This window comes from Candidatus Methanoperedens sp. BLZ2, from assembly GCF_002487355.1.
GTDB lineage: Archaea > Halobacteriota > Methanosarcinia > Methanosarcinales > Methanoperedenaceae > Methanoperedens.
The window spans coordinates 90,435-116,224 of record NZ_NTMG01000062.1; the positions used below are offsets into that span (position 1 = coordinate 90,435).

General features: G+C 42.1%; 28 protein-coding genes and 1 pseudogene. 12 read left to right on the forward strand and 17 right to left on the reverse strand.

From position 1 onward, the window contains the following. Positions 1–146: 146 nt before the first annotated feature. Positions 147–692 (forward strand): annotated as a pseudogene (locus CL181_RS11810) (PLP-dependent transferase); the annotation flags it as partial. Positions 693–736: 44 nt separating this feature from the next. Continuing rightward, complete coding sequence (metW, locus tag CL181_RS11815; RefSeq protein ID WP_097299510.1) at positions 737–1,330, forward strand: methionine biosynthesis protein MetW; 594 nt, start codon at positions 737–739, stop codon at positions 1,328–1,330. 217 nt (positions 1,331–1,547) lie between these two features. Here the strand turns inward: metW and CL181_RS11820 are convergent, their stop codons facing one another. The 4 genes from CL181_RS11820 to thiD all read right to left on the reverse strand — a co-directional run bounded on the left by CL181_RS11820 (position 1,548) and on the right by thiD (position 5,073). Then, on the reverse strand, positions 1,548–1,739 hold the full coding sequence (locus CL181_RS11820) for a winged helix-turn-helix domain-containing protein (protein WP_255251555.1): 192 nt from the start codon (positions 1,737–1,739) through the stop codon (positions 1,548–1,550). A 164-nt stretch (positions 1,740–1,903) separates the two neighbouring features. Next, positions 1,904–2,269: a NifB/NifX family molybdenum-iron cluster-binding protein gene (locus CL181_RS11825; protein WP_097299512.1), complete on the reverse strand. Its 366-nt coding sequence runs from the start codon at positions 2,267–2,269 to the stop codon at positions 1,904–1,906. A 429-nt stretch (positions 2,270–2,698) separates the two neighbouring features. Next, a complete protein-coding gene (locus tag CL181_RS11830) occupies positions 2,699–3,667 on the reverse strand; it encodes an NOG1 family protein (RefSeq protein WP_097299513.1) in 969 nt (322 codons plus the stop codon). An 83-nt stretch (positions 3,668–3,750) separates the two neighbouring features. Then, positions 3,751–5,073, reverse strand: coding sequence for a bifunctional hydroxymethylpyrimidine kinase/phosphomethylpyrimidine kinase (gene thiD, locus CL181_RS11835; protein WP_320410179.1), 1,323 nt, complete (start codon positions 5,071–5,073; stop codon positions 3,751–3,753). 52 nt (positions 5,074–5,125) lie between these two features. On the opposite strand from thiD, the gene CL181_RS11840 reads away from it, so the two are divergent. The 3 genes from CL181_RS11840 to CL181_RS11850 all read left to right on the forward strand — a co-directional run bounded on the left by CL181_RS11840 (position 5,126) and on the right by CL181_RS11850 (position 9,147). Then, positions 5,126–5,743 (forward strand): bifunctional 2-polyprenyl-6-hydroxyphenol methylase/3-demethylubiquinol 3-O-methyltransferase UbiG, encoded by a 618-nt coding sequence (locus CL181_RS11840; RefSeq protein ID WP_097299514.1) that lies wholly within the window; start codon positions 5,126–5,128, stop codon positions 5,741–5,743. A gap of 120 nt (positions 5,744–5,863) precedes the next feature. Next, entirely contained in the window at positions 5,864–8,551 is a 2,688-nt protein-coding gene (locus tag CL181_RS11845; protein ID WP_097299515.1) for a hypothetical protein, read from the forward strand. Then, positions 8,548–9,147, forward strand: a complete 600-nt coding sequence (locus tag CL181_RS11850) for a sarcinarray family MAST domain-containing protein (protein WP_097299516.1) — start codon at positions 8,548–8,550, stop codon at positions 9,145–9,147. Before CL181_RS11845 ends, CL181_RS11850 begins: the two co-directional genes overlap by 4 nt. Before the next feature lie 85 nt (positions 9,148–9,232). Here CL181_RS11850 and CL181_RS20445 read toward each other — a convergent pair whose 3' ends face one another. Together CL181_RS20445 and thrC are read right to left on the reverse strand one after the other, a co-directional pair. Beyond that, positions 9,233–9,394 carry a hypothetical protein gene (locus tag CL181_RS20445; protein WP_176505195.1) on the reverse strand — a complete coding sequence of 54 codons (162 nt, stop codon included), beginning with the start codon at positions 9,392–9,394 and terminating at the stop codon, positions 9,233–9,235. A 67-nt stretch (positions 9,395–9,461) separates the two neighbouring features. After that, positions 9,462–10,601 carry a threonine synthase gene (thrC, locus tag CL181_RS11855; RefSeq protein ID WP_097299517.1) on the reverse strand — a complete coding sequence of 380 codons (1,140 nt, stop codon included), beginning with the start codon at positions 10,599–10,601 and terminating at the stop codon, positions 9,462–9,464. A 99-nt stretch (positions 10,602–10,700) separates the two neighbouring features. On the opposite strand from thrC, the gene CL181_RS11860 reads away from it, so the two are divergent. The 3 genes from CL181_RS11860 (at position 10,701) to CL181_RS11870 (ending at position 13,496) form a co-directional block, all read left to right on the forward strand. After that, on the forward strand, positions 10,701–11,180 hold the full coding sequence (locus CL181_RS11860; protein WP_097299518.1) for an Lrp/AsnC family transcriptional regulator: 480 nt from the start codon (positions 10,701–10,703) through the stop codon (positions 11,178–11,180). 7 nt (positions 11,181–11,187) lie between these two features. Then, positions 11,188–12,390 (forward strand): aminotransferase class I/II-fold pyridoxal phosphate-dependent enzyme, encoded by a 1,203-nt coding sequence (locus CL181_RS11865; RefSeq protein WP_097299519.1) that lies wholly within the window; start codon positions 11,188–11,190, stop codon positions 12,388–12,390. A gap of 92 nt (positions 12,391–12,482) precedes the next feature. After that, positions 12,483–13,496, forward strand: a complete 1,014-nt coding sequence (locus CL181_RS11870; protein WP_217993165.1) for a PGF-pre-PGF domain-containing protein — start codon at positions 12,483–12,485, stop codon at positions 13,494–13,496. A 26-nt stretch (positions 13,497–13,522) separates the two neighbouring features. On the opposite strand, the gene CL181_RS11875 is transcribed toward CL181_RS11870, so the two are convergent. The 4 genes from CL181_RS11875 to CL181_RS11890 all read right to left on the reverse strand — a co-directional run bounded on the left by CL181_RS11875 (position 13,523) and on the right by CL181_RS11890 (position 17,552). Beyond that, complete coding sequence (locus CL181_RS11875) at positions 13,523–15,583, reverse strand: thioredoxin domain-containing protein (RefSeq protein WP_097299521.1); 2,061 nt, start codon at positions 15,581–15,583, stop codon at positions 13,523–13,525. An 81-nt stretch (positions 15,584–15,664) separates the two neighbouring features. After that, positions 15,665–16,261, reverse strand: a complete 597-nt coding sequence (locus CL181_RS11880) for a DUF2179 domain-containing protein (RefSeq protein WP_097299522.1) — start codon at positions 16,259–16,261, stop codon at positions 15,665–15,667. Between the two features lie 18 nt (positions 16,262–16,279). Continuing rightward, a complete protein-coding gene (locus tag CL181_RS11885; protein ID WP_097299523.1) occupies positions 16,280–16,579 on the reverse strand; it encodes a ribonuclease P protein component 4 in 300 nt (99 codons plus the stop codon). A gap of 97 nt (positions 16,580–16,676) precedes the next feature. Next, positions 16,677–17,552 carry a UbiA-like polyprenyltransferase gene (locus CL181_RS11890; RefSeq protein WP_097299524.1) on the reverse strand — a complete coding sequence of 292 codons (876 nt, stop codon included), beginning with the start codon at positions 17,550–17,552 and terminating at the stop codon, positions 16,677–16,679. Between the two features lie 17 nt (positions 17,553–17,569). Between CL181_RS11890 and CL181_RS11895 the strand changes: the two genes are divergently transcribed. Further along, entirely contained in the window at positions 17,570–18,361 is a 792-nt protein-coding gene (locus tag CL181_RS11895; protein WP_217993166.1) for an ATP/GTP-binding protein, read from the forward strand. Here the strand turns inward: CL181_RS11895 and CL181_RS11900 are convergent, their stop codons facing one another. The 6 genes from CL181_RS11900 to CL181_RS11925 all read right to left on the reverse strand — a co-directional run bounded on the left by CL181_RS11900 (position 18,362) and on the right by CL181_RS11925 (position 23,124). Continuing rightward, positions 18,362–19,804, reverse strand: a complete 1,443-nt coding sequence (locus tag CL181_RS11900) for a menaquinone biosynthesis decarboxylase (protein ID WP_097299526.1) — start codon at positions 19,802–19,804, stop codon at positions 18,362–18,364. Beyond that, on the reverse strand, positions 19,804–20,055 hold the full coding sequence (locus CL181_RS11905) for a hypothetical protein (RefSeq protein WP_097299527.1): 252 nt from the start codon (positions 20,053–20,055) through the stop codon (positions 19,804–19,806). The genes CL181_RS11900 and CL181_RS11905 overlap by 1 nt, the downstream gene beginning before the upstream one ends. Positions 20,056–20,181: 126 nt before the next feature. Then, positions 20,182–20,403: an exodeoxyribonuclease VII small subunit gene (locus CL181_RS11910; protein ID WP_255251556.1), complete on the reverse strand. Its 222-nt coding sequence runs from the start codon at positions 20,401–20,403 to the stop codon at positions 20,182–20,184. Next, entirely contained in the window at positions 20,394–21,611 is a 1,218-nt protein-coding gene (gene xseA / locus CL181_RS11915; RefSeq protein WP_097299529.1) for an exodeoxyribonuclease VII large subunit, read from the reverse strand. The genes CL181_RS11910 and xseA overlap by 10 nt, the downstream gene beginning before the upstream one ends. A 56-nt stretch (positions 21,612–21,667) precedes the next feature. Next, on the reverse strand, positions 21,668–22,126 hold the full coding sequence (locus CL181_RS11920) for a bifunctional nuclease family protein (RefSeq protein ID WP_097299530.1): 459 nt from the start codon (positions 22,124–22,126) through the stop codon (positions 21,668–21,670). Between the two features lie 77 nt (positions 22,127–22,203). Then, positions 22,204–23,124 carry a presenilin family intramembrane aspartyl protease PSH gene (locus CL181_RS11925; RefSeq protein WP_255251557.1) on the reverse strand — a complete coding sequence of 307 codons (921 nt, stop codon included), beginning with the start codon at positions 23,122–23,124 and terminating at the stop codon, positions 22,204–22,206. Positions 23,125–23,235: 111 nt separating this feature from the next. Here CL181_RS11925 and pheA point away from each other — a divergent pair, with 111 nt between their 5' ends. The 3 genes from pheA (at position 23,236) to ribB (ending at position 25,448) form a co-directional block, all read left to right on the forward strand. Beyond that, a complete protein-coding gene (gene pheA / locus CL181_RS11930; protein ID WP_097299531.1) occupies positions 23,236–24,042 on the forward strand; it encodes a prephenate dehydratase in 807 nt (268 codons plus the stop codon). Between the two features lie 93 nt (positions 24,043–24,135). Continuing rightward, the gene (locus CL181_RS11935; RefSeq protein ID WP_097299532.1) at positions 24,136–24,783 is read left to right on the forward strand and encodes a winged helix-turn-helix domain-containing protein/riboflavin kinase; all 648 of its coding nucleotides are present in this window, start codon (positions 24,136–24,138) and stop codon (positions 24,781–24,783) included. Then, the gene (ribB, locus tag CL181_RS11940) at positions 24,780–25,448 is read left to right on the forward strand and encodes a 3,4-dihydroxy-2-butanone-4-phosphate synthase (RefSeq protein WP_097299533.1); all 669 of its coding nucleotides are present in this window, start codon (positions 24,780–24,782) and stop codon (positions 25,446–25,448) included. Before CL181_RS11935 ends, ribB begins: the two co-directional genes overlap by 4 nt. Positions 25,449–25,453: 5 nt before the next feature. Here the strand turns inward: ribB and CL181_RS11945 are convergent. After that, on the reverse strand, positions 25,454–25,790 hold a 337-nt coding region (locus tag CL181_RS11945; RefSeq protein WP_141398892.1), incomplete at its 5' end, for a zinc ribbon domain-containing protein.

Sequence of the window (25,790 nt, forward strand, 5' to 3'; positions counted from 1 at the left end):
AGAAAATGAGTATTCTTTATTGAAGCTTTTTGCCGCAATTATTCTCTTTTTGAAACCAAACCAGCAATTATCGCCTTATTCTCTGCATATTTAAGAATACTCGTCCATAACTCATCTAACAAATAACCAATAAGAAGGAACAGAAAATGGCAAAAAATAGATTAGAAACAATAGCATTACACGCTGGACAGGAGACTCCTGACCCGGCTACAGGTGCGCGAGCTGTGCCCATTTATCAGACAACATCGTATGTTTTTAAGAATTCGGAACATGCAGCAAATAATCTTTATGGCGGAACCTACCAGTTGTTTCACAATACATTCCCCAAACTGGGACGAACTGTGAAATTCGTTGATTCTGCAAAACCTGAGTAATTCAAAAAGGCAATTAACGGCAGGACAAGAGCAATCTATGCAGAAACGATCGGCAATCCAAAATTGGATGTGCCGGATTTTGAAGCGATCGCAAAGATATCGCACGATTCAGGCATACCATTTGTTGTTGATAACACGGTCGGGGTGGGTATAGTCAGGCCAATAGAACATGGAGCGGACATAGTTGTGGATTCGGCTACCAAGTACATTGGCGGGCATGGGACGTCAGTCGGCGGTGTAATCGTGGATTCGGGTAAGTTCAACTGGGGAAACGGCAAATTCCCGGAATTTACAGAACCGGACCCAAGCTATCACGGATTTTTTGAAAAAGGTCCATAATGGATATGCAATAGCGGACGAACATGGTAAGTGATTATATTAATGTAGATTACAGGATCATGATGAAGATGGTAAGACCGGGCTCATCAGTGCTGGATCTTGGCTGCCATAAGGGGGAGCTGCTTTCTATCTTGATAAGAGAAAATAATGTTAAAGCTCACGGGATCGAAATAGATGAGAAAGCGATATATGAATGCGTTGCCCGGGGTATTGGTGTATCGCACCAGGATATTGATAACGGGCTTTCGGAATACGGCGACCAGTCATTCGATTATGTCATTATGAACCATAGCCTTCAGCAGGTAAAAAAACCGGATACGGTTTTAAAGGAAGCTTTGAGAGTCGGGAAAGAAGTCGTTATCGGTTTTCCCAACTTCGCACATTATAAGGCGCGGTTCCAGGTTTTTTTTAAGGGAAAGACGCCAATCACCCAATCGCTTCCTTACGAATGGTTTGATACGCCCAATCTTCATTTCATGAGTATTTCGGATTTCAGGGATTATTGCAGAAAGAATGATGTAAAAATAAAGAGCTCAGCCTTTCTTTTTGGGATCAGGACGATCAATATATTTCCAAATTTTTTTGCCCGGACCAGGATATTCCTGATCTCAAAATAAAGGAGCTGTTGAATTATAATCTTGCGAATAGGTTCTTCAAAATATGAATCCGATTTGATTATCTATTTTGTAACCGATAATCGTAACTGAAACTCCGCCATCGGCGGCGCATCCTCAGGGTCCGGGGGTTGCAACCCCCAGCGCCGTAAGGCGAAAGTAAATAAAAAGCGTTAATGAAACGCTTATCTGTGGCTGACATTTTAATTACATTAAAAAATTATTTACCCACCACCTCCGGCTCTATAATATTTAACCCGTACAGGCTCTGTCGAGCATCCTGAAAATAGAAGCGTTCTTGAAGAACTTTTTCTTCTTTTAGTCTGTTAAGGGCATATCTTACTGTTCTTGCCGGAAGATAGGTTTGCTTCGCAATATCTTTCTGTGTTATGAATCCACTGGATTCAAGCACCTTAAAAACAAGTTTTGCTGAAGGTGGTAAATGTTCTATCTTCGATTGTTCAATTTGTTGGCCATTGTTGGCAAAGACGATTCCTCATTGGTTCATCACCATCCTTAAATTCGAATTAATGTAATATAAGGTTATTCATTCGAGCAATTATTGTCCATATTATGCTATTTTTTTATAAAGCAGGCTTTCAACCTGTATCTGGCAAATGCAAGAACATTTTCCTCAATGAACCCGGGAGCTTCAACAGGCTCTATTCCCATACAGAGCAATCCTTCAGCTGCGCCTCCTCCGATTCTGCTACAGAGTACGGCATCGCAGTCGCCGATAAGAGATACACTTTCATTCAGGACATTATCAGCATGACCTCCGTATTCAAGAGAACCACAGGCAGGTTTGTTCTCCCTCACATCCAGGACTTTGATCACCTCTCCGTCCGATTCTATTACGATAAATTTTCTTGCTTTGCCAAAATGCTGGTTTATAACTTTCCCGTCGCTTGAAGCGACTGCTATCTTCAATTTTTTTTTCATTTTCTCACACCAACGGTGCTGGCTGTTTCTCTTCAGGCAGGACAGGAAGTTTCATAGTGTTCACCAGTATGGGGTCCCTTACTTCCTTTGCCCGCTCAAGCAGTAGTTCTCGTCCTCTTTTAGTGATTGCGAATATTGGTATGGCAGTTCCGAACTGTGCTATGGCCTTACCTTATCAAGAATCTTGAAGATATTAAAGAGTTTGGTTTTAGAACATTTTTAATAATTGAAAAAAAGAAATAGCATGGATTGAAATTACTGAAAGCAGCTTTCACTATTTTCGTGTTCATTTTTGCTAATAAAAGTCAAAAGGGTGTTATAGGCGCCAATACATACCAACATAACTAAAAACAGGCCCTGGATAAGACTGTAAAGAGATAATCTGTTAAAAAATTCTATCTGTAGTTCGAAAAATATCAGGATTCTACACTACATTACACTTACCAATGGATCAATAATAGGCATCATTTCGAGCAATCTCTCAAGCACTGCATCGACACCCTCGCCAGTTAGTGTAGACATACTCATATCACCAATTTCCGTAGCAGAAATATCCTTCTTGTTCGCAACAATAAGGAATGGCACTGGAAATCTATTTTTTATCTCTTCAAGAAGATGCATCTGGGTATCAAGAGAATAACCGCATGTCTCGGATGGGTCAATGACATAAAGTATTACCTTCCCGACATGTTTTAGCGCAGTTATTGCCTGAAGCTCAATTTCATTTCTCACTTCAAGCGGCCTGTCAAGAAGCCCCGGTGTATCAATTACCTGATGCCGTATATTATTTCGTGTGAAATGCCCAACTGCAAGCCCTTTCGTTGTAAAAGGATAAGGGGCTATCTCAGGACGGGCGCTACTCACAAGAGCCACGAAACTTGACTTTCCCACATTCGGGTAGCCTGCAACAACGATGGTAGGCCCTTCATCGATAGCGGGAAGCTTTCTTAACTTGTTACGTGCTTCATTCAGGAAGCGCAGGTTTCCATCGATACTTGCGACTATTGATGATATCCTGCCAAATGCCTGTTTTCGCACAACTTTCGAATCATCGGCTTCGCGCATCATACCCACATATTTTCTTGCCAGGGTTCCTATTTTTTCACCTGCCCACTGTACCGAAGCAAGGTTCATTTTCATCTCCTCAACACCCACCATTACCTCTGCAAGCTCAAGATAAAAAGGCGGCAACTGTTCCAGGCTTGGGAATTTCCGTACTATATGGGCAAGATTATCACTTAGTATATTTGCTGCTGTAAGGAGCATTGATTCTTCAGCCTGGAGCTTGGATTTCCTGTCAAGGATTTGCTTTCCACGCTTGGCCCGGGTGGCACGGCGGTAGGATTTGTCAAGAAGTTCTTCGGCTGTGGGAACTGTGGGTATTTTTTCGAATATCATATTTGTCCGGAATTATAATTTAATATAAATAAGTACTGAAGGAACTACTATGCTCATTGAGTTTATAAGGATAATGCTGGCATTCAAAATTTCTTCATCGCACCTGCTATCTTTGTTGCTTTTCCTGCCACTTCCATGGCATCACGGCCCAGAAGCCTTATCATTGCTTCTTTTCCGACACCGCCTTTATCATAAATGACATCAGGCACTTTCCCAACTCTGTTTATTGCATCCGATACACCCCATTCCATAGTAGACATACCTTGAGGCTCATCCTCTCTCCTGAATGACGCAATGGAAAAACCAAGATCCCCACATGTAATAAGCGTCTCCTCTGAATACCGGATATTCATCGAAGCCCTCATCAGGTCATTGTAATGCATAGCGGTCAATACAATCCTGGCAATATGACTGCTGGCGCCAAAAGCAACGCATCCTACTGCATGAGGTTCATTTTTCAAACGGACGATCCTTCCTGAGACTGCGGCTATATCTGAAACTGAGGAAGCATTTGGGATACCCATAGCGACATTACATCCAACCTCAGGGATCAGGTCGGAAAACCCCTGACTATTTATGATCAAATCCAGAGCTTGCTCTATATTCCTGATAACACGAAACCTCTGGGCATCGGCAAGCACATGTCCGATCTGGTTTACCGGGGCTGCTCCTTTCCCAATTTTAAAGCTCAGGGTTATTGCCTGTTCAACGAACTCCTTTGCACAATGCGCGGCCTCTATAAGGGTCGCTCCTTTTGAAAGTTGCGCCGTAATAACAGCCGAGTGCGTGCATCCGGAGCCGTGAGTGCCTCCTTTTATCAATTTTCCCTTAATTAGGATGAATTCCCCATTTGAATAAAGAATGTCCGTTCCTTTAAGATGTCCACCTGTAACAATAACGGATTTAGCGCCAAGTTCTGAAATTATCTTTGCAGCTTTACTGGCATCTGAGATGTCTCTTATTTTCATCCCTGAAAGTCTTTGTGCTTCTGAAACATTCGGAGTAACCACTACAGAAAGAGGCAGGAGGTCTTCTATTAAAACCTGAACCGCTTCACTTTTCAGCAAAGTTCCACCTGCTTCGGCAGCCATTACAGGATCAATAACAAGAGGCAATTTTTCTTTTTTTACAAGCCTTGCTGCAACTCTTACAATTTCAGGTGATGAAAGCATACCGGTCTTGACGCAATCAATTTTTATATCGCCAATAACAGCCTCGAACTGCTCTTCAATGAAATCCGGAGGGATGTCAAAGGAATTAAGGACACCCTGCGTGTTTTGAGCAGTAACCGATGTTATAATACATGTTCCGTGAACCCCGAGCGCTGCAAATGTCTTCAGGTCTGCGGCTATTCCCGCCCCACCACCGGAATCCGCACCTGCTATTGTCATTGCTGTTTTCATCATGCAAAGATAATCTCCATACATTATAATAGTTCCAGTTATAGTCAGGAAGACAATGGCGCATCATATCAAAGCATGGGAAGATGAATATGGAAAAAGTATCTGGAAAGGTCATTATTCACTTGAGTTACTGGATCCGTCTATAAGAAAAGGACGGCTTCTTGATGCAGGCTGCGGAAGCGGCAAATATTCGCTGCCTTTACGGATGCGGGGATTTGAAGTTGTAGGTGTGGACGTTTCGTTAAAGGCCCTGCAAATGTTAAGAGAAAGCAGCAAGACCCGTGAACTTGATATAGGTATCATAGCTGCGAATGTTTTCCAATTGCCTTTTATGGATGGATCTTTTGACATCATCTGGTGTTATGGTGTGCTGCAGCATCTTTTATTGACAGAAAGGGAATTTACAGTCCGGGAATTTCGACGCATTTTAAGAAAAGAAGGTATTTTGTTTATTGAAGTGTTCGGGAAAGATGATATGCGATATGGTGGCATTGAGATTGAACCAGATACTTTTTCGAGGAAAAACGGTATAGTTTATCATTATTTTGATAAACCTGAAATGGAAGAATTGTTAAGGGATTTTTCGTGCGATATAATTGAATCACGAAAGGAAAAGTGGTTCAAAGGGAAATTGTATACGCGACATATGATTTCTGCCATTGCGAAGATGTAAAGTCAATGATGTAAGGTGCAATATATGGTTTGAATCTAATTTCAAAAAATCTGAAAAGAATAGTAATCTGAAAAGAATAGTAAACCTTATCAACAAAACAGTTCTTTCTCGCCGCCTTACATGCACCTAAAAAATGACAGATGCCATAAAAATATCCATTTCCTCCGCGATGACTCAGCCCGTGTTCCCTTCGTTGTTATCGGTATATTCCTCGTAATCCTGTCCACCATCATCTCACTCAATCTCACACGCATGGATATAAAAATGGCAAAGACCATGTCATCAAATATTGAAATATCAGCGCCTGACCAGGCGCTGGCATACGCAAAGGCAGACCTGAAACGTGCTTTAAACTATGCGGCTATGGAAGCACTCAAAAAAATCGGGGAAACACCTGTAATCATACCTGATAACACAAGCCAGTATTACAACGGCACAAACGGCGACCCTTATAGGTTCAACATGAATTGGGCCCGCGCCATGACAAATTCCACATTTGACGAGTATATGCAATCAAACTACATGTACGATATGTTCACATACGGAGGATATTCTGTGAACGTGGAACCTCCTGATTCATGGGAAAAAATAACCATTACTCCGATAAGAACGAAACTCAACAGGACTATACGTCCGCCGCTATTTGAACCTGGAAAGAATGGAAATGGTTATGAAACATACTGGAAAGTATCCATTCCTGTAAGGATTCATCTTAATGATCTTGATATGAAATCAGAGCTTTTAAGCGAGAACGCAATCGTGGAAACACTTATCACATCGCGATATCCGCTTTTGCATGACCTTACTGAAGAATACGAACAACGAGTTAACGGAACAAATGCAGTGATGACAGAAACAACTGCGTTTGCAATGGCATACACATGGGGCCGGGGGTATATGCAATATGGAAAACACACGCCTCTTAACATTGTTAATAATACGCACCTTTCCCTGATCCTTAACGGGGCGCTGCTTCTTGACCAGGGTTTTGTTTTTAACTCAATTGACCCGATGAGCCTTGTTGAATATGCAAACCAGACCGCATACACGATATCGGGAAAGAAAAAGAAATACGAGGATGTGATGCTTGATAATAATTCTATCAAAGTTGACCCGAAGGAGGATGCATATAATTCAACTGATGATCCTGATAAGGCAAAGGAAGAATCACAGAAAGGAAAATACGATTTTAATACCACAGTTATTACTGATTACCTGAACAATGATTCAAAGCCCGGAGGCTCGATCGTGAATAAGAAGATAAGAGCTGTCATTACCCCGGTTTACAGTACTTTATTTGCAACTGGTGTTGCAAGGCAAACAACGGATTATCCGGGATCGCATGACGGATATGAGGAAAGTGACAGTATTGAGGAATGGGGCGAACCTGACAGCATGACGCAGACAGGAACGATAGCAAAAGACTCGTATGTTCCTGGAAACCTGTATGGTGAAACCTGGGAGCTCACATGGACGCGAAATCATGTCTGGAGGCACACGTACTGGGTGACTGAATCGTGCGGGGCAGGTTGCACGAGGCAGGTGCCGCATTATAATTATATGACTGCGGTGGATTCGAGGACTGATAGGGTGGCGATCACGTTGAAGGCTGTTGAGAATTCAAATACCAATATCAATCTTGATTTTGCAGGTAAATCTCTTGCATCGAAGAATGATCTGTTCGGGACTTATGTTTCAAAGAATGTGACATACGGATTGACTCTCTTGAATGGGGTTGATTACATAGACCCGAATCTTGAACCTGCATACCTGCAATACAGGGATTTTTTCGATTCTAATAAGATATCGAACCTGAAGAACATGGATTTGAATGGTGATACTGACAAAAAATCATTTACAGTGGATGAACCCGCATGGGTTTCTGAGGAGTCGCAGTATGCTGTTGATGATATTAGTGAACGGATGAGGAGTGATATTCATCTTGACCCTGATATTAATTATGAGAATTATCCTGTTCCTTCTGACCTGATCAATGCGGCAAGGGATGACCTGATCGAGAAAATCTCTGTTCAAGAGGCGGGGTATGTGAATAAGTCAAATTATTATACAGGTAAATATAATAGCGCAGGTGCAAAGGTGATTTCTGTTATCAGGGAATGGTATGTTGACCAGGTGAAGTACCAGATACGGGAGAAGTTTTCTGAAGGAAGTAAGGAGATCGATGATGAGATAAAGAAAAACTTTTCTGAACCAGATAAAGTGAAGCAGGCAAACCGCGATGCTGCAAAGTTCCTGTCGCGCGGGTTCAAACTGCCGCTTGCTGTTAGCATGAGGGCATATCATGTGGATGTGGATGGGAATATTTATGAGCCAGGGAAGCTTCAGGCGTGGAATGAGAGCGTGACTTTGTTGATCAACCAGGAGCCAAATTTCTTGGATGCGGAAATGCCTTATGGTGAGGAGCAGCTTTATACGTTGAAATTGAGGAATATTAATCTGCTGGGAGGAAATGGAGTGCATATTTTGCCTACTCTTGAGCCGTGGATCGCGACTTTTAATGCATGGGCTATAGATGTGGAAGGTGAGTTCGTGAAGTTTGAGGTGCAGGATATTGATAATGAGGTGCATCCTGATCCGATTTTCGGGCATGAGGCGCAGGTGTATGTGAGGGAACGTGGTACTGCGAAAGACTCAGTAACCAATTCGATTATAGGAGAGAACTCTCGTATTAAATTCAATTTTACAACTGGAACCTTTATAGTAGTGCCTCCGGGTAAAATAGAAGGAGTTGGAGATAAAGATTGGATAGTTATCGAAGAATCTGCCGCGTACAAGGTGAAAAAATGAGTTTTAAAAATTATTTTTTGTTTTTGATGTCATTCATTTTGATATTTCAAACAGCAGCAGGCGCCGAAAATGAATATGGTATCGTTAAAGCTTGGTTTAACGGACAAAATGCAACCGCAAATGGTGTTGAACTAAAAATAGGGGAAACTGCTGATATAAAAGTTGATGTGATATCGAAAATTAATGGTGATGTAATTATACAATTGTATGAACCAGGAGTTACAAAAGCATTTGAAGTCATAGATGGACCAAGTATGATTGAAAAACGGATAGATATCATGAATATACAGTCTGGATGGTCAAAAACTTATACGTGGAAAATAGCCCCCAATGGGGCTTGGAAAGGTGGAAACGCACCTATAAATATTTTTGTTCAGTTTTACAAGGGCATGAATGACAAAAAAGTCGATTTCACCATCGCCAACCCCTACATCCTCGATGAGCAATACACCGGCGCCGCCACCAGAACGACCCCCGCACCGGAAATAACCGAAACAGGCGCTCCCCCGGCGAAAGCGGCGCCGTTCCCCTCAGGGATTTTTGTCTTTATGGCGCTGCTTGTTGCATGGCGCTTCAGGCGTGGAACGAGAGCGTAACGCTATTTTTTATTTATCGACTGAATTTGTAGCGCCAGCATTAGCCTGTCCAATCCGGCGCTGGTCTAGCCTCTATCCGAGAAAATCATTTTTTTTGAAATGAACTGTCTATGAAATCTTTATATTGCTTTGACCATACTTTGTTTGGCGTCGCTTTAATCCATTCAACGTATCTATCAATGAAATCCAATCGTTCCTTGAAATTAGCTTTTTTTTCTTTTTTTAGTTCTTCTATATCAACTTTCATCGAAGTCTCCAAGGTATTTTTTAACTTTATTATCTGATATCCAGCATAGCGCCGGCATCAGCGCTCATCACTCCAGCCCGTACATATCCTTTAATCCATGTCCTGTGGCAATACAAACACCTGTGCCTTCCAGCTTATTCTTTATATATCCGGCATACGCAACAGCACCGCTGGGTTCAACAAAAATCCCATTACAGGAAAGCAAATTACGCGCCAATAGCGCCTCATTATCTGTGATCTTTATGGCAAAGCCTCCTGAATCCCTTATTGCCCTGAGTGCGGCCAGGCCATCTATCGGATCCCCGCATGCAATGGCTGTTGCTATTGTTTTAGGATTTTTTACAGGGATTATTTCTTTTAAGTTATTTTCCCAGGCATCAGCCACAGGTGCGCAATTTTCAACCTGTACGCCTATAATCCTGGGTATTTTATCTGTTATTCCCACAAGCGCAAGCTCATGGAATGCTTCATAAATGCTCCATATCAGTGTTCCATTACCAACCGGCACTACAATATAATCGGGAACATGCCAGTACAACTGGTCTGCTATTTCAAATCCTACAGTCTTTGTGCCCTCGCTGCGCCATGGATAATCTCCTGTCAGGAATGAATCGTTGTTTGACATCACAAATTCTTCGGCGCGCCTCATGGCCACAGAATAATCTCCGGCAACAAGTATCGTTTCTGCACCATATGCTTTTATCTGCATGATCTTTTCTTTTCCCACGATATCAGGAATGAACACTTTGCATTTTAGCCCTGCAAAAGCCGCATACGCGGCCATGGATGCACCCATGTTACCAGTTGATGCAAGCGCCACTTTTTTCTTCTTGAACTCAAGCGCTTTTGTTATTTCAAGAGCGGATCCCCTGTCTTTAAAAGAGCCTGTGGGGTTTACAGCTTCGTATTTTATGAGCAATCGCCCTGTTTTTGAAAGTCTTTTGTTTTCAAGAAGAGGCGTGCTGCCTTCACCCATCGAAATGCACTTTGAAAGGTCTTTTACAGGCATGAAAGCCCAGTATTTCCAGTGGGTCGCAGGTGTGCGCATGAATTCATCGCGAAGAATTACTTTTTTTATGGATTTGTAATCATATTCAGCATCCACAGCCGAGCCGCACTCGCACCTTGGAATTGGCAACCGCTCTATTTCATAGGGTTTATGCAGCCTTCCACACCTGAAACATCTAAAACCTGTAACGTAAACCATTGATACTAATTCATGCTCTTCTAAAATATTATCGTTTTGGAATATTTGAACACAAAACCTATTACCTCCCAGAACAATAAAAAGTCGCGAGGCAAGACAATGAAAGAAATACTTGATATTCTTGAAAATGACCCAAAAATACAGCCAAAAGAAATAGCAACAATGACAGAGCTTACGGAAGCTCAAGTTGCCTCAAAGATAAAGGAAATGGAAAAAAAGGGGATTATCAGGAAATACAAGACTGTAATTGATTGGGAAAAAGCAGGGGAAGAATATGTATATGCTATTATCGAGCTAAAAGTTCTTTTACGTTCAAGGACGGGATATGATGCTATTGCAGAGCGGATAGCCAAATTCCCTGAGGTTGTGTCAGTCCGTCTTATCTCTGGAGGACATGATCTTTCACTCACCGTGCGCGGTAAGTCCATGAAAGATGTTGCATTTTTCGTTGCGGAAAAGATAGCTACCCTTGAACAGGTGCAGGGAACTGTCACGCATTTTGTGTTGAGAACATACAAGCAGGACGGGGATATCCTGTTTGAGAAAGAGCGTTCTGAGAGACTGCCGGTGTCACCATAGTGATCTTATGTCTGATGAATTCGTTGCAGAAGTAGTAAAGAACATCCCTCCATCAGGTATCAGGAAATTCTTTGACCTTGTGCTTGAGATGGAAGGGGTAATATCACTTGGGGTAGGTGAGCCTGATTTCGTCACACCCTGGCATATCAGGGAGGCGTGCATATATTCTCTTGATAAAGGATTCACATCCTATACTTCTAATCTTGGCCTTCTTGAATTAAGGGAATTAATCTCGAAAAGTTATAAAAAAGAATATAATATTGATTACAACCCCCAGAACCAGATCCTGGTCACAACAGGGGTTAGTGAGGCCGCAGATCTTGCTTTCAGGGCAATAATAAATCCGGGGGATGAAGTGATCGTCCCGGAACCGAGTTATGTTTCCTATAAACCAAGCGTTTCCCTTGCAGGAGGGATCCCCGTTCCAGTACGGACAAACAGGGAAAATGAGTTCAGGGTAACAGCAGAAGAGATAGAAAAGAGCATAACAGAGAAAACAAAAGCTCTTGTGCTGAGCTATCCAAATAATCCTACAGGTGCGGTCCTGAGGAGAAAAGACCTTGAGGAAATAGCTGTGCTGGTCAATGAATACGACCTTGCCGTGATCTCGGATGAAGTATATTGCAAATTAACATATGGCGGCTCACATACGTGTTTTTCATCAATTCCGGGAATGAAAGAAAGAACGATAATATTGAACGGGTTTTCAAAATCCCATGCCATGACTGGTTTGCGCCTCGGTTTTGCGACGGGTTGCGAAGATTTGATCGGGGCTATGACCAAGATCCACCAGTATGCAATGCTTTGCGCGCCGATAACCGCGCAAATGGGCGCTATTGAGGCCCTGAAGAACGGAAACGGTGAAATGGAAAAGATGATCAGGGAATATGATCGCAGACGCCGCCTCATCGTGAATGGATTAAATAAACTTGGTCTTGATTGTTTTGAACCCAAAGGCGCATTCTATGCATTCCCCAGTATCAAAAGCACCGGAATGACATCTGAGGAGTTTGCAGGCGGGCTCCTGAAAGAAGAGAAAGTTGCAGTAGTTCCTGGAAATGTATTCGGGGATTGCGGCGAGGGGCATCTGCGCTGTTCATATGCAACATCGCGCGAGCAGCTTATTGAGGCGCTGGGTCGGATAGAGTCGTATCTGGATAAAGTTTGTTGCAAAGTTCCTGTTAAATCGAAATCTAAAATTGGGAAGTAGATCTCAGAAATTTTATTTATGCTGCAAGCTATTCCGGCTATCACCAAAAAAATTGCAAAGTTATGATTTATATACTGAGGGGTATAACTAAATTGCAGAATAGAGAAAAAGGATTGTTAACAAACAATACTGATATGACAAATAAATTCAGTGAAATAATTAAAAGTAAATTTCCAGGTAAAATCTCCGTTACATTTAAAATAATTTTATTGATAGTTCTTCTTGTTCTGGTATCCCGGGCGAGTGCCTCTCCATCAGATGAAAACCCGGTCGCCACAGTACCTGGTTCTGATCCAGTAACCGTTGAAGCAGGCTCTTCATATACATATTCCCTGCCAGACAATACACCCATAAGCAGCGGCGGAGGGAGTTCATCCAGAGAGAACGTATCTAATATTAAGCTGATTGAAAGATCCGACCTGCCAATATACAGGAATGTGACCACATTCTACAGGTTTACACATGTGAAGAACCCTGTAATGTTCGTCAATATAACGGGCAATACCACTATGGATATAATAACGACCTTAACGGAAGTATTGAATGGTACTTCCACCCTTGTTAAGACGCCGCCGAAGGGTCTTGTTTATAAAAATATCAACATCCGGGTGGGAACACCAGGCTTTGCAACATCAAGGAACATTAAGGAAGCCCTCATTAAATTCAGGGTTGAAAACTCCTGGATGAGCGCTAACAATGTTACAAGCAGCGATATTGTATTGGTGAAATGGAACGGGAATAGCTGGATAGAACTTGAAACCAACGTATTATCAAAAGACGACACAGACACATTCTTTGAAGGAAAGACAATTACATTCTCACCGTTTGCTATAATTGCGAAGATAAGTGAAGCGAGACCTATTGCCAATGCCGATTCCAATGTCAACACCAGTGCCAATTCCAATGTTAATACCAATGCCAATCCTAATGCCAACATATCCCCTCTTAAAACCCCACAACAGCCCGGGGCATCACAGAAGCCTGTTGAAACAGCGGTCATCACACGAATTGAAACATCATTGGTTTCGACATGGTCTATAATATTGATCATATTAATTATGAATTTTATTGTAATTGCATTGTACTTCTTATGGGTGAGAAAATAGATGTGTTTCTCTTCTGCGGGTTTCACTCACAATAATTCCAGCATTTTCCCTGGCTCAGTTACAGGCAATCTGCAGCTGAAATTCCGGCATACATACACAGTTGCCTTTCCTCCCTTGCTTGAAAGGCTTTTTGTATAATCAGAAATTCGCGTAATCTCACTTTCTTCATCAGGCCGCAAAATTACAACCTTATCCGGAATAAATTCTTTCCTGAGGGCCTTTAGCATCTCCATCGTATCATCTGCCTGCAGATCCCCTGCAATTATAACCTCACTCGATGGCCCCATAGTAAAATCAAGCGCAGACATAAGCATGGTATAACCAGCAGGTGCCTGTCCAACTTTCAGAGAGAATGCCTGCCCGATAGCATCAGCTTTTCGTTCAAGTTCCGGATCAGCCGTGATCTTGCCAAGCCGGATAAGATTTAGCATCGCTATCGAGTTACCTGACGGAATGGCTCCGTCATAAATATCTTTTTTCCTTATGAGAATATTCTCTGCATTATCTGATGTAAGGAAAAATCCACCGGCCTCCATATCCCGGAAATGCGTAAGTAAATATTCATTGAATTCAAGAGCTGCCTTCAGGTAACGGATCTCGAAGATTGCCTCATAGAGTTCGAGTAATCCCCAGACCAAAAACGCATAATCATCCAAAAAACCCTTAATTGCGGCTTCACCTTCCCTGTAACGGTGGTAAATTCCGTCATTTGCGTTACGCATTGTGGAAAGAATAAAATCCGCAGCATTTTGAGCAGCTTTTGCATATTCTGGTTCGTCAAATGCCTGGGAAGCCTTAGCCAGGGCTGCTATCATTAATCCATTCCAGTCTGCCAGGATCTTGTCATCTTTGCCAGGATGGATACGTTTTTCACGTGCTTCGAATAATTTGCGTCGTGAGGACTCAATGATCTTCTCTATATTTGCTGGAAAATCAGGAACTTCAGTGACAGGTTTTGATAAATAAAAAATATTTTGTCCATTTCCCGGGAAATTTCCGTTTACATTGATATTAAATAACTTCTTAACTAATTTATACTCTTCATCCGTGAGAACCTGCCGTATCTCATTTTCAGTCCAGAGGTAAAATTTCCCTTCTTCACCTTCGCTGTCGGCATCTTCACCTGAAAAAAATCCTCCCTCAGGTGAGGTCATATCCCTTAATACATAGGTAAAAATTTCCCGGCATGTTTTTTCGAAATCTTTTTTTCCTGTGGCCTGGTAACCTTCAATATAAGCCATTGCCAGCATAGCCTGGTCGTAAAGCATTTTTTCAAAATGCGGAACAAGCCATCTTTGATCAACAGAATAGCGGTGAAAACCAAATCCCACATGGTCATAAATTCCTCCCATACACATGGCGTAAAGTGTCTTTTCAACCATCATAAGAGCCATCCTGTCTCCAGTGCGTTTCCAGTAGCGAAGAAGGAACATGAGGTTGTGAGGCGCCGGGAATTTAGGCGCATCACCAAACCCGCCGTGTTCTTCATCGAACATTCCCAGAAGCTGTTCGTATGCAATGTGAAGTATCTCTTCAGTCAGTCTTTCTCCTGCAAGGGATCCTGACGCAGGCTTGAGAGCATTTACATTATGGTTCGCAGCTTCTTCAACTTCATCTCTATGCGATTTCCAGAGCTCTTTGACCTGGGGTATCAGGTCCAGCATACCAACCCGGCCGAACCTACTTTCTTTCGGTATATAGGTCAAAGCGTGAAACGGTCTCCTGTCAGGTGTCAGTAATAAATTAAGCGGCCATCCCCCGCTTCCTGTCATAGCCTGGCAGACTGCCATATAGATACTATCAATATCGGGTCTCTCTTCCCGGTCAACTTTGATACTAACAAAGGTGTCATTCATCAATGCTGCAACATCATCATCCTCAAAGGATTCCTTTTCCATCACATGACACCAGTGGCATGTGGAATATCCAATAGAGAGGAAAACAGGTTTATCTTCGGTCCTGGCTTTATCAAAAGCTTCTTCCCCCCACGGGTACCAGTTCACAGGATTATATGCATGCTGCAAAAGGTACGGACTTTTTTCATCGATCAATCGGTTCGCTTTTCTTTTACCAACCTCTTCACTCATTAAGTCTACTTTAGCGTCCCAATAATTAAAATCTTCTCAATTACTGATTTTCGGTTAATTGAATAGGTTTTAGAGTTGGAATCATTTTCCAGGTCTCATAAGCCTGGAAAAACCTGTGAAATTACCCATTAATCCTTGTTTTTCAGGTGGAAATATGCCTTCAGCTGCTGATCTGACTTCTTCTATTGAGTAAAATGCCTTTGGATTAAATCTTTTAATAATGCCCACAATTTGTTGAAGGTCTCGCCTCTTAATGATAGTATAAATGATTTTTACCTTTCCTGTAGCTCCCTCTGCCTCAATGCTCGTGACACCAAAACCTTCTGTTTTTAAAAATTCTATCAACTGTATCCCATCTTTTTTTGTAATAATTCGAACGACCATTGTACCTATGGCCATTTTCTCTTCTATCCAGATACCTACGAAGTTTCCGCAGGCAAAGCCTCCAGCATATGCTACATAATAAGTAATATTTGTCATATTGCTGAAAACCTGGCCGATTGCAAAGAGCCATATCATTATTTCAAAAAAACCAAAAATCGGGGCAAGCCACTTCAGACCTCTTGAAACAAATATTATCCTGATAGTCCCGAATGTAACATCTACGATACGAGCCAAAAAAATCAGGATTGGAAGGATAATTAATGAAAAAGTTCCTGAATTAATGATGTTTTCCATATTTCACGGTTCTAATTTTCAGTATGGCAATCTCATTTGCTTTCCGCATGAGGTGCATGTAGTGGCTATATGTGTACCCTGAAGCCTTGTGCGCGCAGTAACGCCCTGAACTAAATAAGCATGGCAGTGCTTGCAGATTTGCCTCTTGAATTCAGGGGGCATCCTGACCCTGTATCTCATCCCTATTTTTCGCGCAAGCTGCACATAACGGTTGCTGCGAGCGGGATTTTTCTCAAATTCAATGTGAGCCAGTTCAAAAAGCCAGATCATGCGCTGAAATGCCATGTCCTTTGACCAGTCTTTCTGTTTTTTGCGCATGGGTGGGTAATTGGCGGTGTATTACAAATAATGTTCGCAGAAATAATTGGGAAAGGCTTTCCCTCTTTTTCTGGATATAGTCCTCAATATCAACTGTTCAGCTTAAAACAATATCCAATGCCGTAAACGCCAGCATGCTCAAACTCACAGCAGCATTCACATTAAAGAACGCCACAGGAACATTGGTAAAATTATCAGCTTTAACAAGCGTATGCTCATACCATATAAGAGCAGCAATAACAATCAGCCCCACCTTGAAAATAATCCCAAGCTTCAACACTAACATTAACCCGACCAGGAGTATAAGCATCAATATATGCGATACAAATGACACATCAAGCGCTCTCTTTACACCGAAAACAGCCGGGACAGAATACAACTTATTCTTGATATCAAAATCAATGTCATGAAGCGAATAAATAATATCAAAACCTGCTACCCAGAAGGTAACAGCAAAAAGTAACAGAAGCATGGCAATTTCCGGAGCGCCGAACGGAAAATTAAATATTCCCGTTACTGCAAGCCATCCTCCCACAGGCGCATAACCAAGGTTCATCCCCAGGACAAAATGCGATATCGGAAGAGATCTTTTAAGATATGGATATATTATTGACGTAACCGGAATGATGGGCGCAAGCGCAAGGCATAATGGATTCAGTTTATAGGCTGAGTAAAACAGGAAAAAATAGGATATGACTATTAATCCCCATACTTCGGATAATGTTATCTTACCCGCAGGCATCTCGCGATTCGCCGTTCTCGGGTTTTTTGCATCAATATCCTTATCAATAAGGTTATTCAGCGCCATTGCGGCGCTTCGCGCCCCCAGGAACGCAAGCCCGACCCAGAACAAAACCCGAAGTTCAGGAATACCTTTACTTGCCAGGATTGCGCCAAGATATGCAAAGGGGATGGCAAACAGCGTATGCCTCAGCACAACAAAATCTGCATATAATTTCAATTTTTTTAACATCAAAAATCTTTTCTCTCTTGACCGATATTTACTACCTGATAGCAATGATCAATCTTTATTTTATCGGCTCGGCGGGAAGTGGCAAATCTTCACTTACAAACGCTTTTTTTGGATGGATGGAAAATCAGAGATATGATGCAATTACGGTAAACCTTGACCCCGGTATTGAAAATGCTCCTTATGTCCCTGATGTGGATATCCGTGACTGGGTAAAATTGGATGATGTAATAAAGGAATATGGAGTTGGGCCAAACGGAGCCCAGATCATTGCAGCAGATCTTCTTGCTTTAAATATCGATGAGATGAAAGATATAATTGAAAGCTTTGAAGCCGATTATGTTATTTTTGACACGCCAGGGCAGATGGAACTATTTGTGCTTCGCCAGTCCGGAAAATTCCTTATTGATACCCTTGGCGCAGACCAGTCGATCATCGGTTTCCTGTATGATCCCATAATTTCAAAAACCCCATCGGGATTTATTTCATTGATGCTCCAGGCTGCATCGGTTCAGATGCGGTTCAATGTTCCTTTCTTAAATATCCTTCCAAAATCAGATCTGCTAAAAGATGATGAACGTGAGAAAATAATTAACTGGAGCAGGAATATTATGGATCTTGAAGATGATATCCATAACGAGGTACCTACGATGCAAAGCCAGCTAAGTATTGAATTCCTCTTGGCGCTCAAATCATTTGGGGCAAGCCAGAATATTATCCCTGCCTCATCGACTTATGGATCAGGCATGGAAGACATATACAATACAGTTCAGCAGATATATTATGGAGGAGAAGACCTGAGCAAGGACTAATTACAATCCAAGCTCCTCCCATATCTTATCCACCCGCGTTTTTACTCCAGCATCCATTTTCAAAGCATCAGGCCATTCCCGGTTGAATCCTTCGTCCGGTCCTTTTCGCGTGGCGTCAATTCCCATTTTTGAGCCAAGGTTGGGCAGAGGCGAAGCATGGTCAAGCGTATCGGTCGGCGCTTTATCGATTATCGTGACATCCATTGCAGGATCCATTCGCGTGGTCGTTGCCCAGAGAACTTCTCTCATATCCTGCACATTTACATCATCATCAAGCACGATTATGGTCTTTGCGAACATCATCTGTCCCATTCCCCAGAGCGCGAACATGACTTTTTTTGCATGCCCAGGATACCGTTTTTTTATTGATACGACACACAGGTTATGGAAAACGGCCTCAACAGGCAGGTTGACATCGACGATTTCAGGAAGCTGGGCTTTCATAAGCGGAAGAAAGATCCTTTCAGTTGCTTTTCCAAGATATGCGTCTTCCATTGGCGGTATTCCCACGATGGTCGCATGATAAATGGGATTCTTTCGGTGTGTAATGCATGTTACATGGAATACCGGGAACTCATCTGCAAGTGAATAATATCCTGTGTGGTCGCCAAAAGGTCCTTCTGTGCGGCGCTCTTTTTCATCAACATATCCTTCAAGGATAATTTCGGCGTGTGAAGGAACATAAAGGTCAACTGTTTCGCATTTAACAAGCTCCACGTTCTTTTTACGCAAGAATCCTGCAAACATCATCTCATCGATATTATCAGGAAGAGGCGCAGTTGCCGAATATACAACAGAAGGATCTGCCCCGATAGCAACCGCAACCTCAATTTTTCCGTTGCCTGCCGAATCCGCATAATCCCTTGCTCCGTGTTTATGGATATGCCAGTGCATACCTGTGGTCTTGCCGTCATAGACCTGCATCCTGTACATCCCTACGTTCTGCTTTTGGGTTTTTGGGTTTTTTGTGAATACAAGAGGAAGCGTTATAAAGCGCCCCCCGTCTTCCGGCCAGCATTTCAATATTGGAAGGTCATCAAGTGAAAAACCTTCTTTAAGAATTATTTCTTTGCAGGGGCCTGATTTTACATATTTTGGGGCAAATGATGTAAGTTCAACGACCTCGGGAAGCTTCTTTATTCCTTCCCATAACCCGGATGGGGCTTCAAATTCCATGAGTTTGCGTATCCTTGCTCCGATGTCATCAAGATCATTTACATCAAGTGCAAGACACATTCGTTCCATTGTACCGAATGCATTGGCAAATACAGGCATCTTATAGCCTTTTACGTTTTCAAAAAGAAGTGCAGGGCCGTTATTTTTAACACACCGGTCAAGAATTTCAGTGATCTCAAGCTCTGCGCTCACTTCTGTTTTTATCCGCTTCAGAAGTCCTCGTTTTTCGAGAATTCCGATAAATTCACGTAAATCCTTATATGCCACTATATGCCCTCTGGAATACTGCTGTTTCTTTCTTCATTATTTTTTTTCAATGACGATGATGCAGCCTTTAAAAGACAGGATCTGTGTATATATCCCATTTGTTTTTTCTTCCAGTTGCCGGATTCATCGCTCATTCCTTCTACGGGTTCGTAAATTATGAGTATATCCCTTGCATCCTCCGGGAACATGAGTTTCACAAAATCGTCGCATATCAGGCATTTTTTCCAGCGGGTATATTTACGTTCAGTCATATATCTACTGATTGCGTTACGGAATATATATAGATGCCGTTACGGTATTCTAGTGCCTTGTGAAGATTTGCCCTGCAGGAATATCAGAAATGGGCAAATAAGCCTCATTTTCCTTTATAGCAAGGTCTATCCCTTTACCTCAAACGGCTCTTCCTTAATATGCCCATTCTCTTCTATCAATTGCTCCACCTTCTGCTGTGCACTCTTTAACTTCGTGTCGCATCCCCTCACAAGCTTTATCCCTTTCTCAAAAAGCATCAAACTCTCATCCAGTGAAAGTTGTCCTTTCTCAAGTTTATCTACTATTCCCTCAAGTTCTGTAAGTGATTCCTCAAAACTCATTTCCATTTGCATTCCTCCTTACCATAAACATTGCACCTTATTTTTCCATCGCTCACAATTATAGAAACCTCATCGGATTTTTCAACATCCCCTATACTTTGCACAGGTGTTTTTCCAGGCGTTTTCAATGTAATGCTGTAGCCTCTTGAAAGTATTCCAAGCGGGCTTACTGCATCAAGTTTTCCTGCATGGGCATTCAAAAGAGCCTGCTTAACTTCCATAAGCCGTCCTATACTCATTGTTTGCCTCCGGGTCAGTTCATCAATAAACTGGATGTACTGGGTCAATCGTTCAATAAAAAGATGTGGCGCTACACCATCCTCAAGGTCAGAAAGATAAGACATGCTTTCGCTGACAAATCTCCTCTGGTTCTCGATTAACCTGTGCCCAAGCCTCGTAATGTGATTTATTAATTCAAGGCGGTCAGGGACTGCAATTTCAGCAGCAGCCGAAGGCGTCGGCGCCCGGATATCTGCCACAAAATCACTGATCGTAAAATCGGTCTCATGTCCTACTGCTGAAATGATCGGTATCCTTGAATTAAAAATTGCACGCGCCACAGTTTCTTCATTAAAAGCCCACAGGTCCTCGATCGAGCCTCCGCCTCTTCCCAGGATGATCAGGTCCACATCAGTTTTATTTAGCGCATCAATTGACCTGACAATGCTCTGGCCTGCATTGTCACCCTGCACTACTGTCGGGATAAAAAGAATATTGACCGGATATCTCCTTCCAAGTACAGTGAGAATATCATGAAGAACAGCACCTGTTGGGGATGTTGCCACACCGATCTTCTTCGGGAACCTGGGAAGCGCCTTCTTATGGTCAGGTGAGAAAAGTCCCTCCATAGCAAGTTTATTCTTTAATTGCTCATATGCTTTGTATAGTTCCCCGATACCATCAGGCCGGACATCCCTGACTTTTAGCTGGTAAACACCTTTTTGCTCATAAACATCCAGATCCCCGAAAACAATGACCTTCATACCGTGTTCAAGTTCGAATTTGAGATTTTTTCCATACCATTTGAACATCACGCAATGCAACTGGCTGTTTTTATCCTTCAATGTAAAGTAACGATGACCTGAGCCGTGGTTCGTAAAATTCGATATTTCACCGCGGATCCACATATCATTGAAATGGCCCCGGGTAAGAACATTCTTTACCGCCAGTGTGAATTCGTGTACTGTATAGATACCTTTACTTTCAAAACCCATGCTCTTCCAGATTGATCACTTAACGTATCTGTTTTTCGATAGCAACGTGAAAGTGATCATCCTGAAATATAACTTTCAAGAGGTACTGCATTTTGAAGCTCTTCTTTTGACATTACCGCTTCTGAAAGTACACTATCCCTTATATGTATCGGGGCGCCGCATCGAAGAGCTATTGCTATGCAGTCGCTTGGCCTTGCGTCCAGTTCAAAACGCTTTCCATCCATGGAAACTGTCATCCTCGCATAATAAACCCCTTCATTTAATTCATCTATCAGTATGTCATCTATCGTTGAATCAAGATGGGTTATTAAAGAGACAAAAAGGTCATGTGTCATCGGCCTGGGTGGTATTTCATGATTAAGAGCAGAATTTATGGATATCGCTTCAGATATCCCGATATATATCGGCATCATGCGTTTTGCCTCATCTTCCAGCAATACGATCGGCACCGGGCCTGGCGCTTTCTCAATAAGATATACCCCTTTTATTGTTACCTGTAAAGTAGTCCCGTTCATTAAGATAATATTAACAAGCGGAGGTAATAAGATTAACGATACAAAATACCGCTGATTAATCTAACCTGGAGTCTAACTTAAAAATATCCTCCAAATATGCTTGAGCCGGCGATCAGGCTCCCAACAACATATCCCAGGATAACCCCGCCGTTAAGGAATGGAAGACCCGCCTGGGGTTTGCCTTTCATAACTAATACCATAAGTACGGAAAATCCCAGGAATGTTCCAAGGATCGCGCCAATTGCCGGGATATTTATTGCGCCAATAAGCGGGAGTGAATAATAAGTAGTCCCGGTGATGAAAACGTTTGCTGAAACAACAAGCAAAGTTGGCATAACAGCATCTCCCAGACCCATGAAGAAGGCTTCGCGGTCTTCTTTATCGAATTTTTCAGCCCTGAATGAATAATTCCAGTGCTTCGGGATCACAAGTAAAATGGGAAGTCTTAAGTCCATAACGCCTTCTGCGAGAGCCACCATGTGTTTTGTCCGGTATACTGCAATATAATCGTAAACAAGCAGCAGAATAAGTAAGAGAATCACTGGCACTATATTAAGGGATATCCCGAAAATTGAAGCAGAACCGGCTCCCAGTATTACACCTATTATGTCAATTACATACCATTCAGGGAATTTATACAAAATAAATGTAAGGGCAGCGGAGATTATAATTGTTAAGATCAGGTTCATATCGGGTGTTATGAACATTGGGAACATTGAAAAAAGCGCATAGAAGACATATGCTAAAGTCCAGCCCACTGTAATCAGGATAAAAGCCTGTAGAATCCATTTCTTATTCAATTTTATTATAAGAAAAATGAATGCAGTGAAAATAAGAATTATTGCAACCCAGACGAAAACGTTTCCTGTATCGTTTGGATCTTCAAATGCCTTAAAGTTATTAACCTCAAGCGGTTTGCTCAAAGCGATCGCAATAAGCTGCACAAGGAGCAGCATCAAAGCCATGCCAATTATCGGGATATATTTATCAAGCTTCAAATCAATCTCCGCTTATAATAAGATGGATTGTTTTTAAAAGTTTGCTAAAAGATGCTGGCATGAGGGAAAAAGCAACAAACTATTTCTTTTACGCATCAATATAAGGAGCAGATGATAATAGGAACTCTCGGGCCCAAGGGCACGTATTCGGAAAAAGCTGTACGACAATGGGACGATAAAGCTGATTTGAAATTTTATGATGATATATTTGATACTGTTGATGCACTTTTGCGAAAAGAAGTTGATTGCAGCATAGTGCCTATTGAAAATTCCCTTGAAGGCTCGATCACACTCACACTTGATCTCCTCATGGAACACCAGCTAAAAATCACAGGTGAAGTAGTAGTCCGGATAAAAAATTGCCTCCTCTCAAAAGGAAATCTTGAGGACATAAAAATAATTATGTCACATCCTCAGCCCTTATCCCAGTGCAGGAAATATATTAAGAATAATTTCAAAGGAGTCGAAATAAGGTCAGACCTGAGTACATCCCACGCTGCAAAACTTGCATCGGGATCTAAGGAAATTGCTGCAATAGCATCCGAGGAATCGGCCAGGATGTATGGTTTGAATATACTGGATGAAAATATACAGGATGTGAAGGAGAACTTCACCCGGTTCATTGTTATAGGAAAAAATTCGCCATCGCCCACAGGTAATGATAAGACATCTATTATTGTGTATCTTGAGAAAAACAGGCCCGGGGCTCTTTATGAGATACTTGGCGAATTTACCAGCAAAAATATTGACCTGACAAAAATAGAATCGCGTCCAACCAAGAAAGTCCTGGGGGATTACGTTTTTTATATCGATATCAAAGGGCACATTGAAGATAAAACCATAAAGGAAACGCTCTTGAAAATAAAGAGCAAGGTTGGAATGTTAAAAATACTGGGATCATATCCGGCTGCAAAATGATCAATGAAAAGTTTTATACACCCACAAACCCATATTTGAGTAGCAGCTCAAAAATGAGTGGACTATATAGATATACAATAATGAGTGGATTATATGGATATACGATCTTTGAAAAAACTTGCGCTTCTTGGCGCGCACCACAAACCCCTGGAATTATCATCAATACAATTTGCAGCACACCTGGATTTGAGCCAGCAGACAGCAGCACGAAAACTCAAGGCTCTTGAAGAGGAAAAGCTCATCTCACGGCAGTTTTTGCCTGATGGGCAGTTGATCTCCATAACAAAAAATGGGATCGATGCGCTGCATAAGGAATTGTACGATTACACCGAGATATTTTCAGGGAATGGAAGCATCAAAATCTTAAGTGGAAAGCTAATTACAGGGCTTGGGGAAGGACAATATTACATTTCACTTGAGGGCTACAGGACACAGTTCCTGGAAAAGCTGGGTTTTGACCCGTATCCTGGCACACTGAACATCAAACTTGATGCAAAAAGCATTGATCTTCGTAAGAAAATAACAGAAAGCATAAGTATCTCTGGTTTTACAGACCAGAACAGGACCTTCGGGAAAGGTTCATGCTTCAGGGTCAGGATTTGCGATATTGAAGGCGCCGTTATAACTCCTGAGCGAACCCATTATCCTGATGATATTATTGAAATAATAGCGCCTGTTAACCTGCGTGACCGCCTTGATCTGAAAGATGGCCATAATGTTAATGTGGAAGTGATAAAATGAGTCTTGATAGCGCAATCGATGCATTAAGAAATGGTAAAATGATACTTCTTTTTGATGCCGAGGACAGGGAAGGAGAAACGGATCTTGTGATCCCGGCTATATGTATAACACCGTCTGATGTCGCTCTCATGCGCCGTGACGGCGGAGGGCTGATATGCGTCGCGATATATGGAAAAGCCGCAGACAGCCTGGGATTGCCTTTCATGTCAGATATTCTAAGAAGCGTCTCGAAAAATGGTCATAAATCCCTTATCAGTCTTGTGGAAAAGAAAGGGGATATCCCTTACGACTCCCGTTCATCTTTTTCACTATGGGTTAACCACAGGGAAACTTTTACAGGCATAACCGATAACGATAGAGCCCTTACTATTAGAAAAGTCGGTGAAACAGTTGATAAGGTCATGAAAGGTGAAAAAATTGATTTCGGAGATGAATTCAGGTCCCCTGGCCATGTCGCGCTGCTTCGCGCGGCCGCAGGTCTCCTGACCGAGAGGCGCGGGCAGACCGAGCTGTCCATAGAACTTGCATTAAAAGCTGGTATTTCTCCCTCAATGGTAGTATGCGAGATGCTTGATGACAAAACAGGAAAAGCTCTCACGAAAGAAGATGCCATCAAATATTCAAAAGAGAAAAATATGCCATTTATCGAAGGGAAAGATCTTTGAGTCAATTACCCCCGAATAGAATTCGGAGGCATGTTTGATGCTCCCGAAAGAGGTTTATAACTATGTTCCATCTCAATTCCAATATTGGCTTTGACTTCATCACATGCTATAACAGGCTGATTGACAGCAGCCCTTGCAGCAATATTGATAGCTGCAATGTGGTCAGCATGACCAGAGAAATCACACTTAACACACCTGAACGTATCCCGGTTTGGTCTATTTCGTCTTTCATTATGTCCACAGACAGGACAGGTATGAGAAGTTCCTCTGGGATTGACAAGAATAACCGACACACCCGAAAGAGTTGCCTTATACTCGATGAAACTTCTCATTTGCCTGAAT

Coding starts and splice junctions, on each gene's coding strand:
- metW (WP_097299510.1), top strand. CDS start 737: ATGGTAAGTGATTATATTAATGTAGATTACAGGATCATGATGAAGATG.
- CL181_RS11825 (WP_097299512.1), bottom strand. CDS start 2,269: ATGAAAAAAAAATTGAAGATAGCAGTCGCTTCAAGCGACGGGAAAGTT.
- CL181_RS11830 (WP_097299513.1), bottom strand. CDS start 3,667: ATGATATTCGAAAAAATACCCACAGTTCCCACAGCCGAAGAACTTCTT.
- thiD (WP_320410179.1), bottom strand. CDS start 5,073: ATGATGAAAACAGCAATGACAATAGCAGGTGCGGATTCCGGTGGTGGG.
- CL181_RS11840 (WP_097299514.1), top strand. CDS start 5,126: ATGGCGCATCATATCAAAGCATGGGAAGATGAATATGGAAAAAGTATC.
- CL181_RS11845 (WP_097299515.1), top strand. CDS start 5,864: ATGCACCTAAAAAATGACAGATGCCATAAAAATATCCATTTCCTCCGC.
- CL181_RS11850 (WP_097299516.1), top strand. CDS start 8,548: ATGAGTTTTAAAAATTATTTTTTGTTTTTGATGTCATTCATTTTGATA.
- CL181_RS20445 (WP_176505195.1), bottom strand. CDS start 9,394: ATGAAAGTTGATATAGAAGAACTAAAAAAAGAAAAAAAAGCTAATTTC.
- thrC (WP_097299517.1), bottom strand. CDS start 10,601: ATGGTTTACGTTACAGGTTTTAGATGTTTCAGGTGTGGAAGGCTGCAT.
- CL181_RS11860 (WP_097299518.1), top strand. CDS start 10,701: ATGAAAGAAATACTTGATATTCTTGAAAATGACCCAAAAATACAGCCA.
- CL181_RS11865 (WP_097299519.1), top strand. CDS start 11,188: ATGTCTGATGAATTCGTTGCAGAAGTAGTAAAGAACATCCCTCCATCA.
- CL181_RS11875 (WP_097299521.1), bottom strand. CDS start 15,583: ATGAGTGAAGAGGTTGGTAAAAGAAAAGCGAACCGATTGATCGATGAA.
- CL181_RS11880 (WP_097299522.1), bottom strand. CDS start 16,261: ATGGAAAACATCATTAATTCAGGAACTTTTTCATTAATTATCCTTCCA.
- CL181_RS11885 (WP_097299523.1), bottom strand. CDS start 16,579: ATGCGCAAAAAACAGAAAGACTGGTCAAAGGACATGGCATTTCAGCGC.
- CL181_RS11890 (WP_097299524.1), bottom strand. CDS start 17,552: ATGTTAAAAAAATTGAAATTATATGCAGATTTTGTTGTGCTGAGGCAT.
- CL181_RS11905 (WP_097299527.1), bottom strand. CDS start 20,055: ATGACTGAACGTAAATATACCCGCTGGAAAAAATGCCTGATATGCGAC.
- CL181_RS11910 (WP_255251556.1), bottom strand. CDS start 20,403: ATGGAAATGAGTTTTGAGGAATCACTTACAGAACTTGAGGGAATAGTA.
- xseA (WP_097299529.1), bottom strand. CDS start 21,611: ATGGGTTTTGAAAGTAAAGGTATCTATACAGTACACGAATTCACACTG.
- CL181_RS11920 (WP_097299530.1), bottom strand. CDS start 22,126: ATGAACGGGACTACTTTACAGGTAACAATAAAAGGGGTATATCTTATT.
- pheA (WP_097299531.1), top strand. CDS start 23,236: ATGATAATAGGAACTCTCGGGCCCAAGGGCACGTATTCGGAAAAAGCT.
- CL181_RS11935 (WP_097299532.1), top strand. CDS start 24,136: ATGGATATACGATCTTTGAAAAAACTTGCGCTTCTTGGCGCGCACCAC.
- ribB (WP_097299533.1), top strand. CDS start 24,780: ATGAGTCTTGATAGCGCAATCGATGCATTAAGAAATGGTAAAATGATA.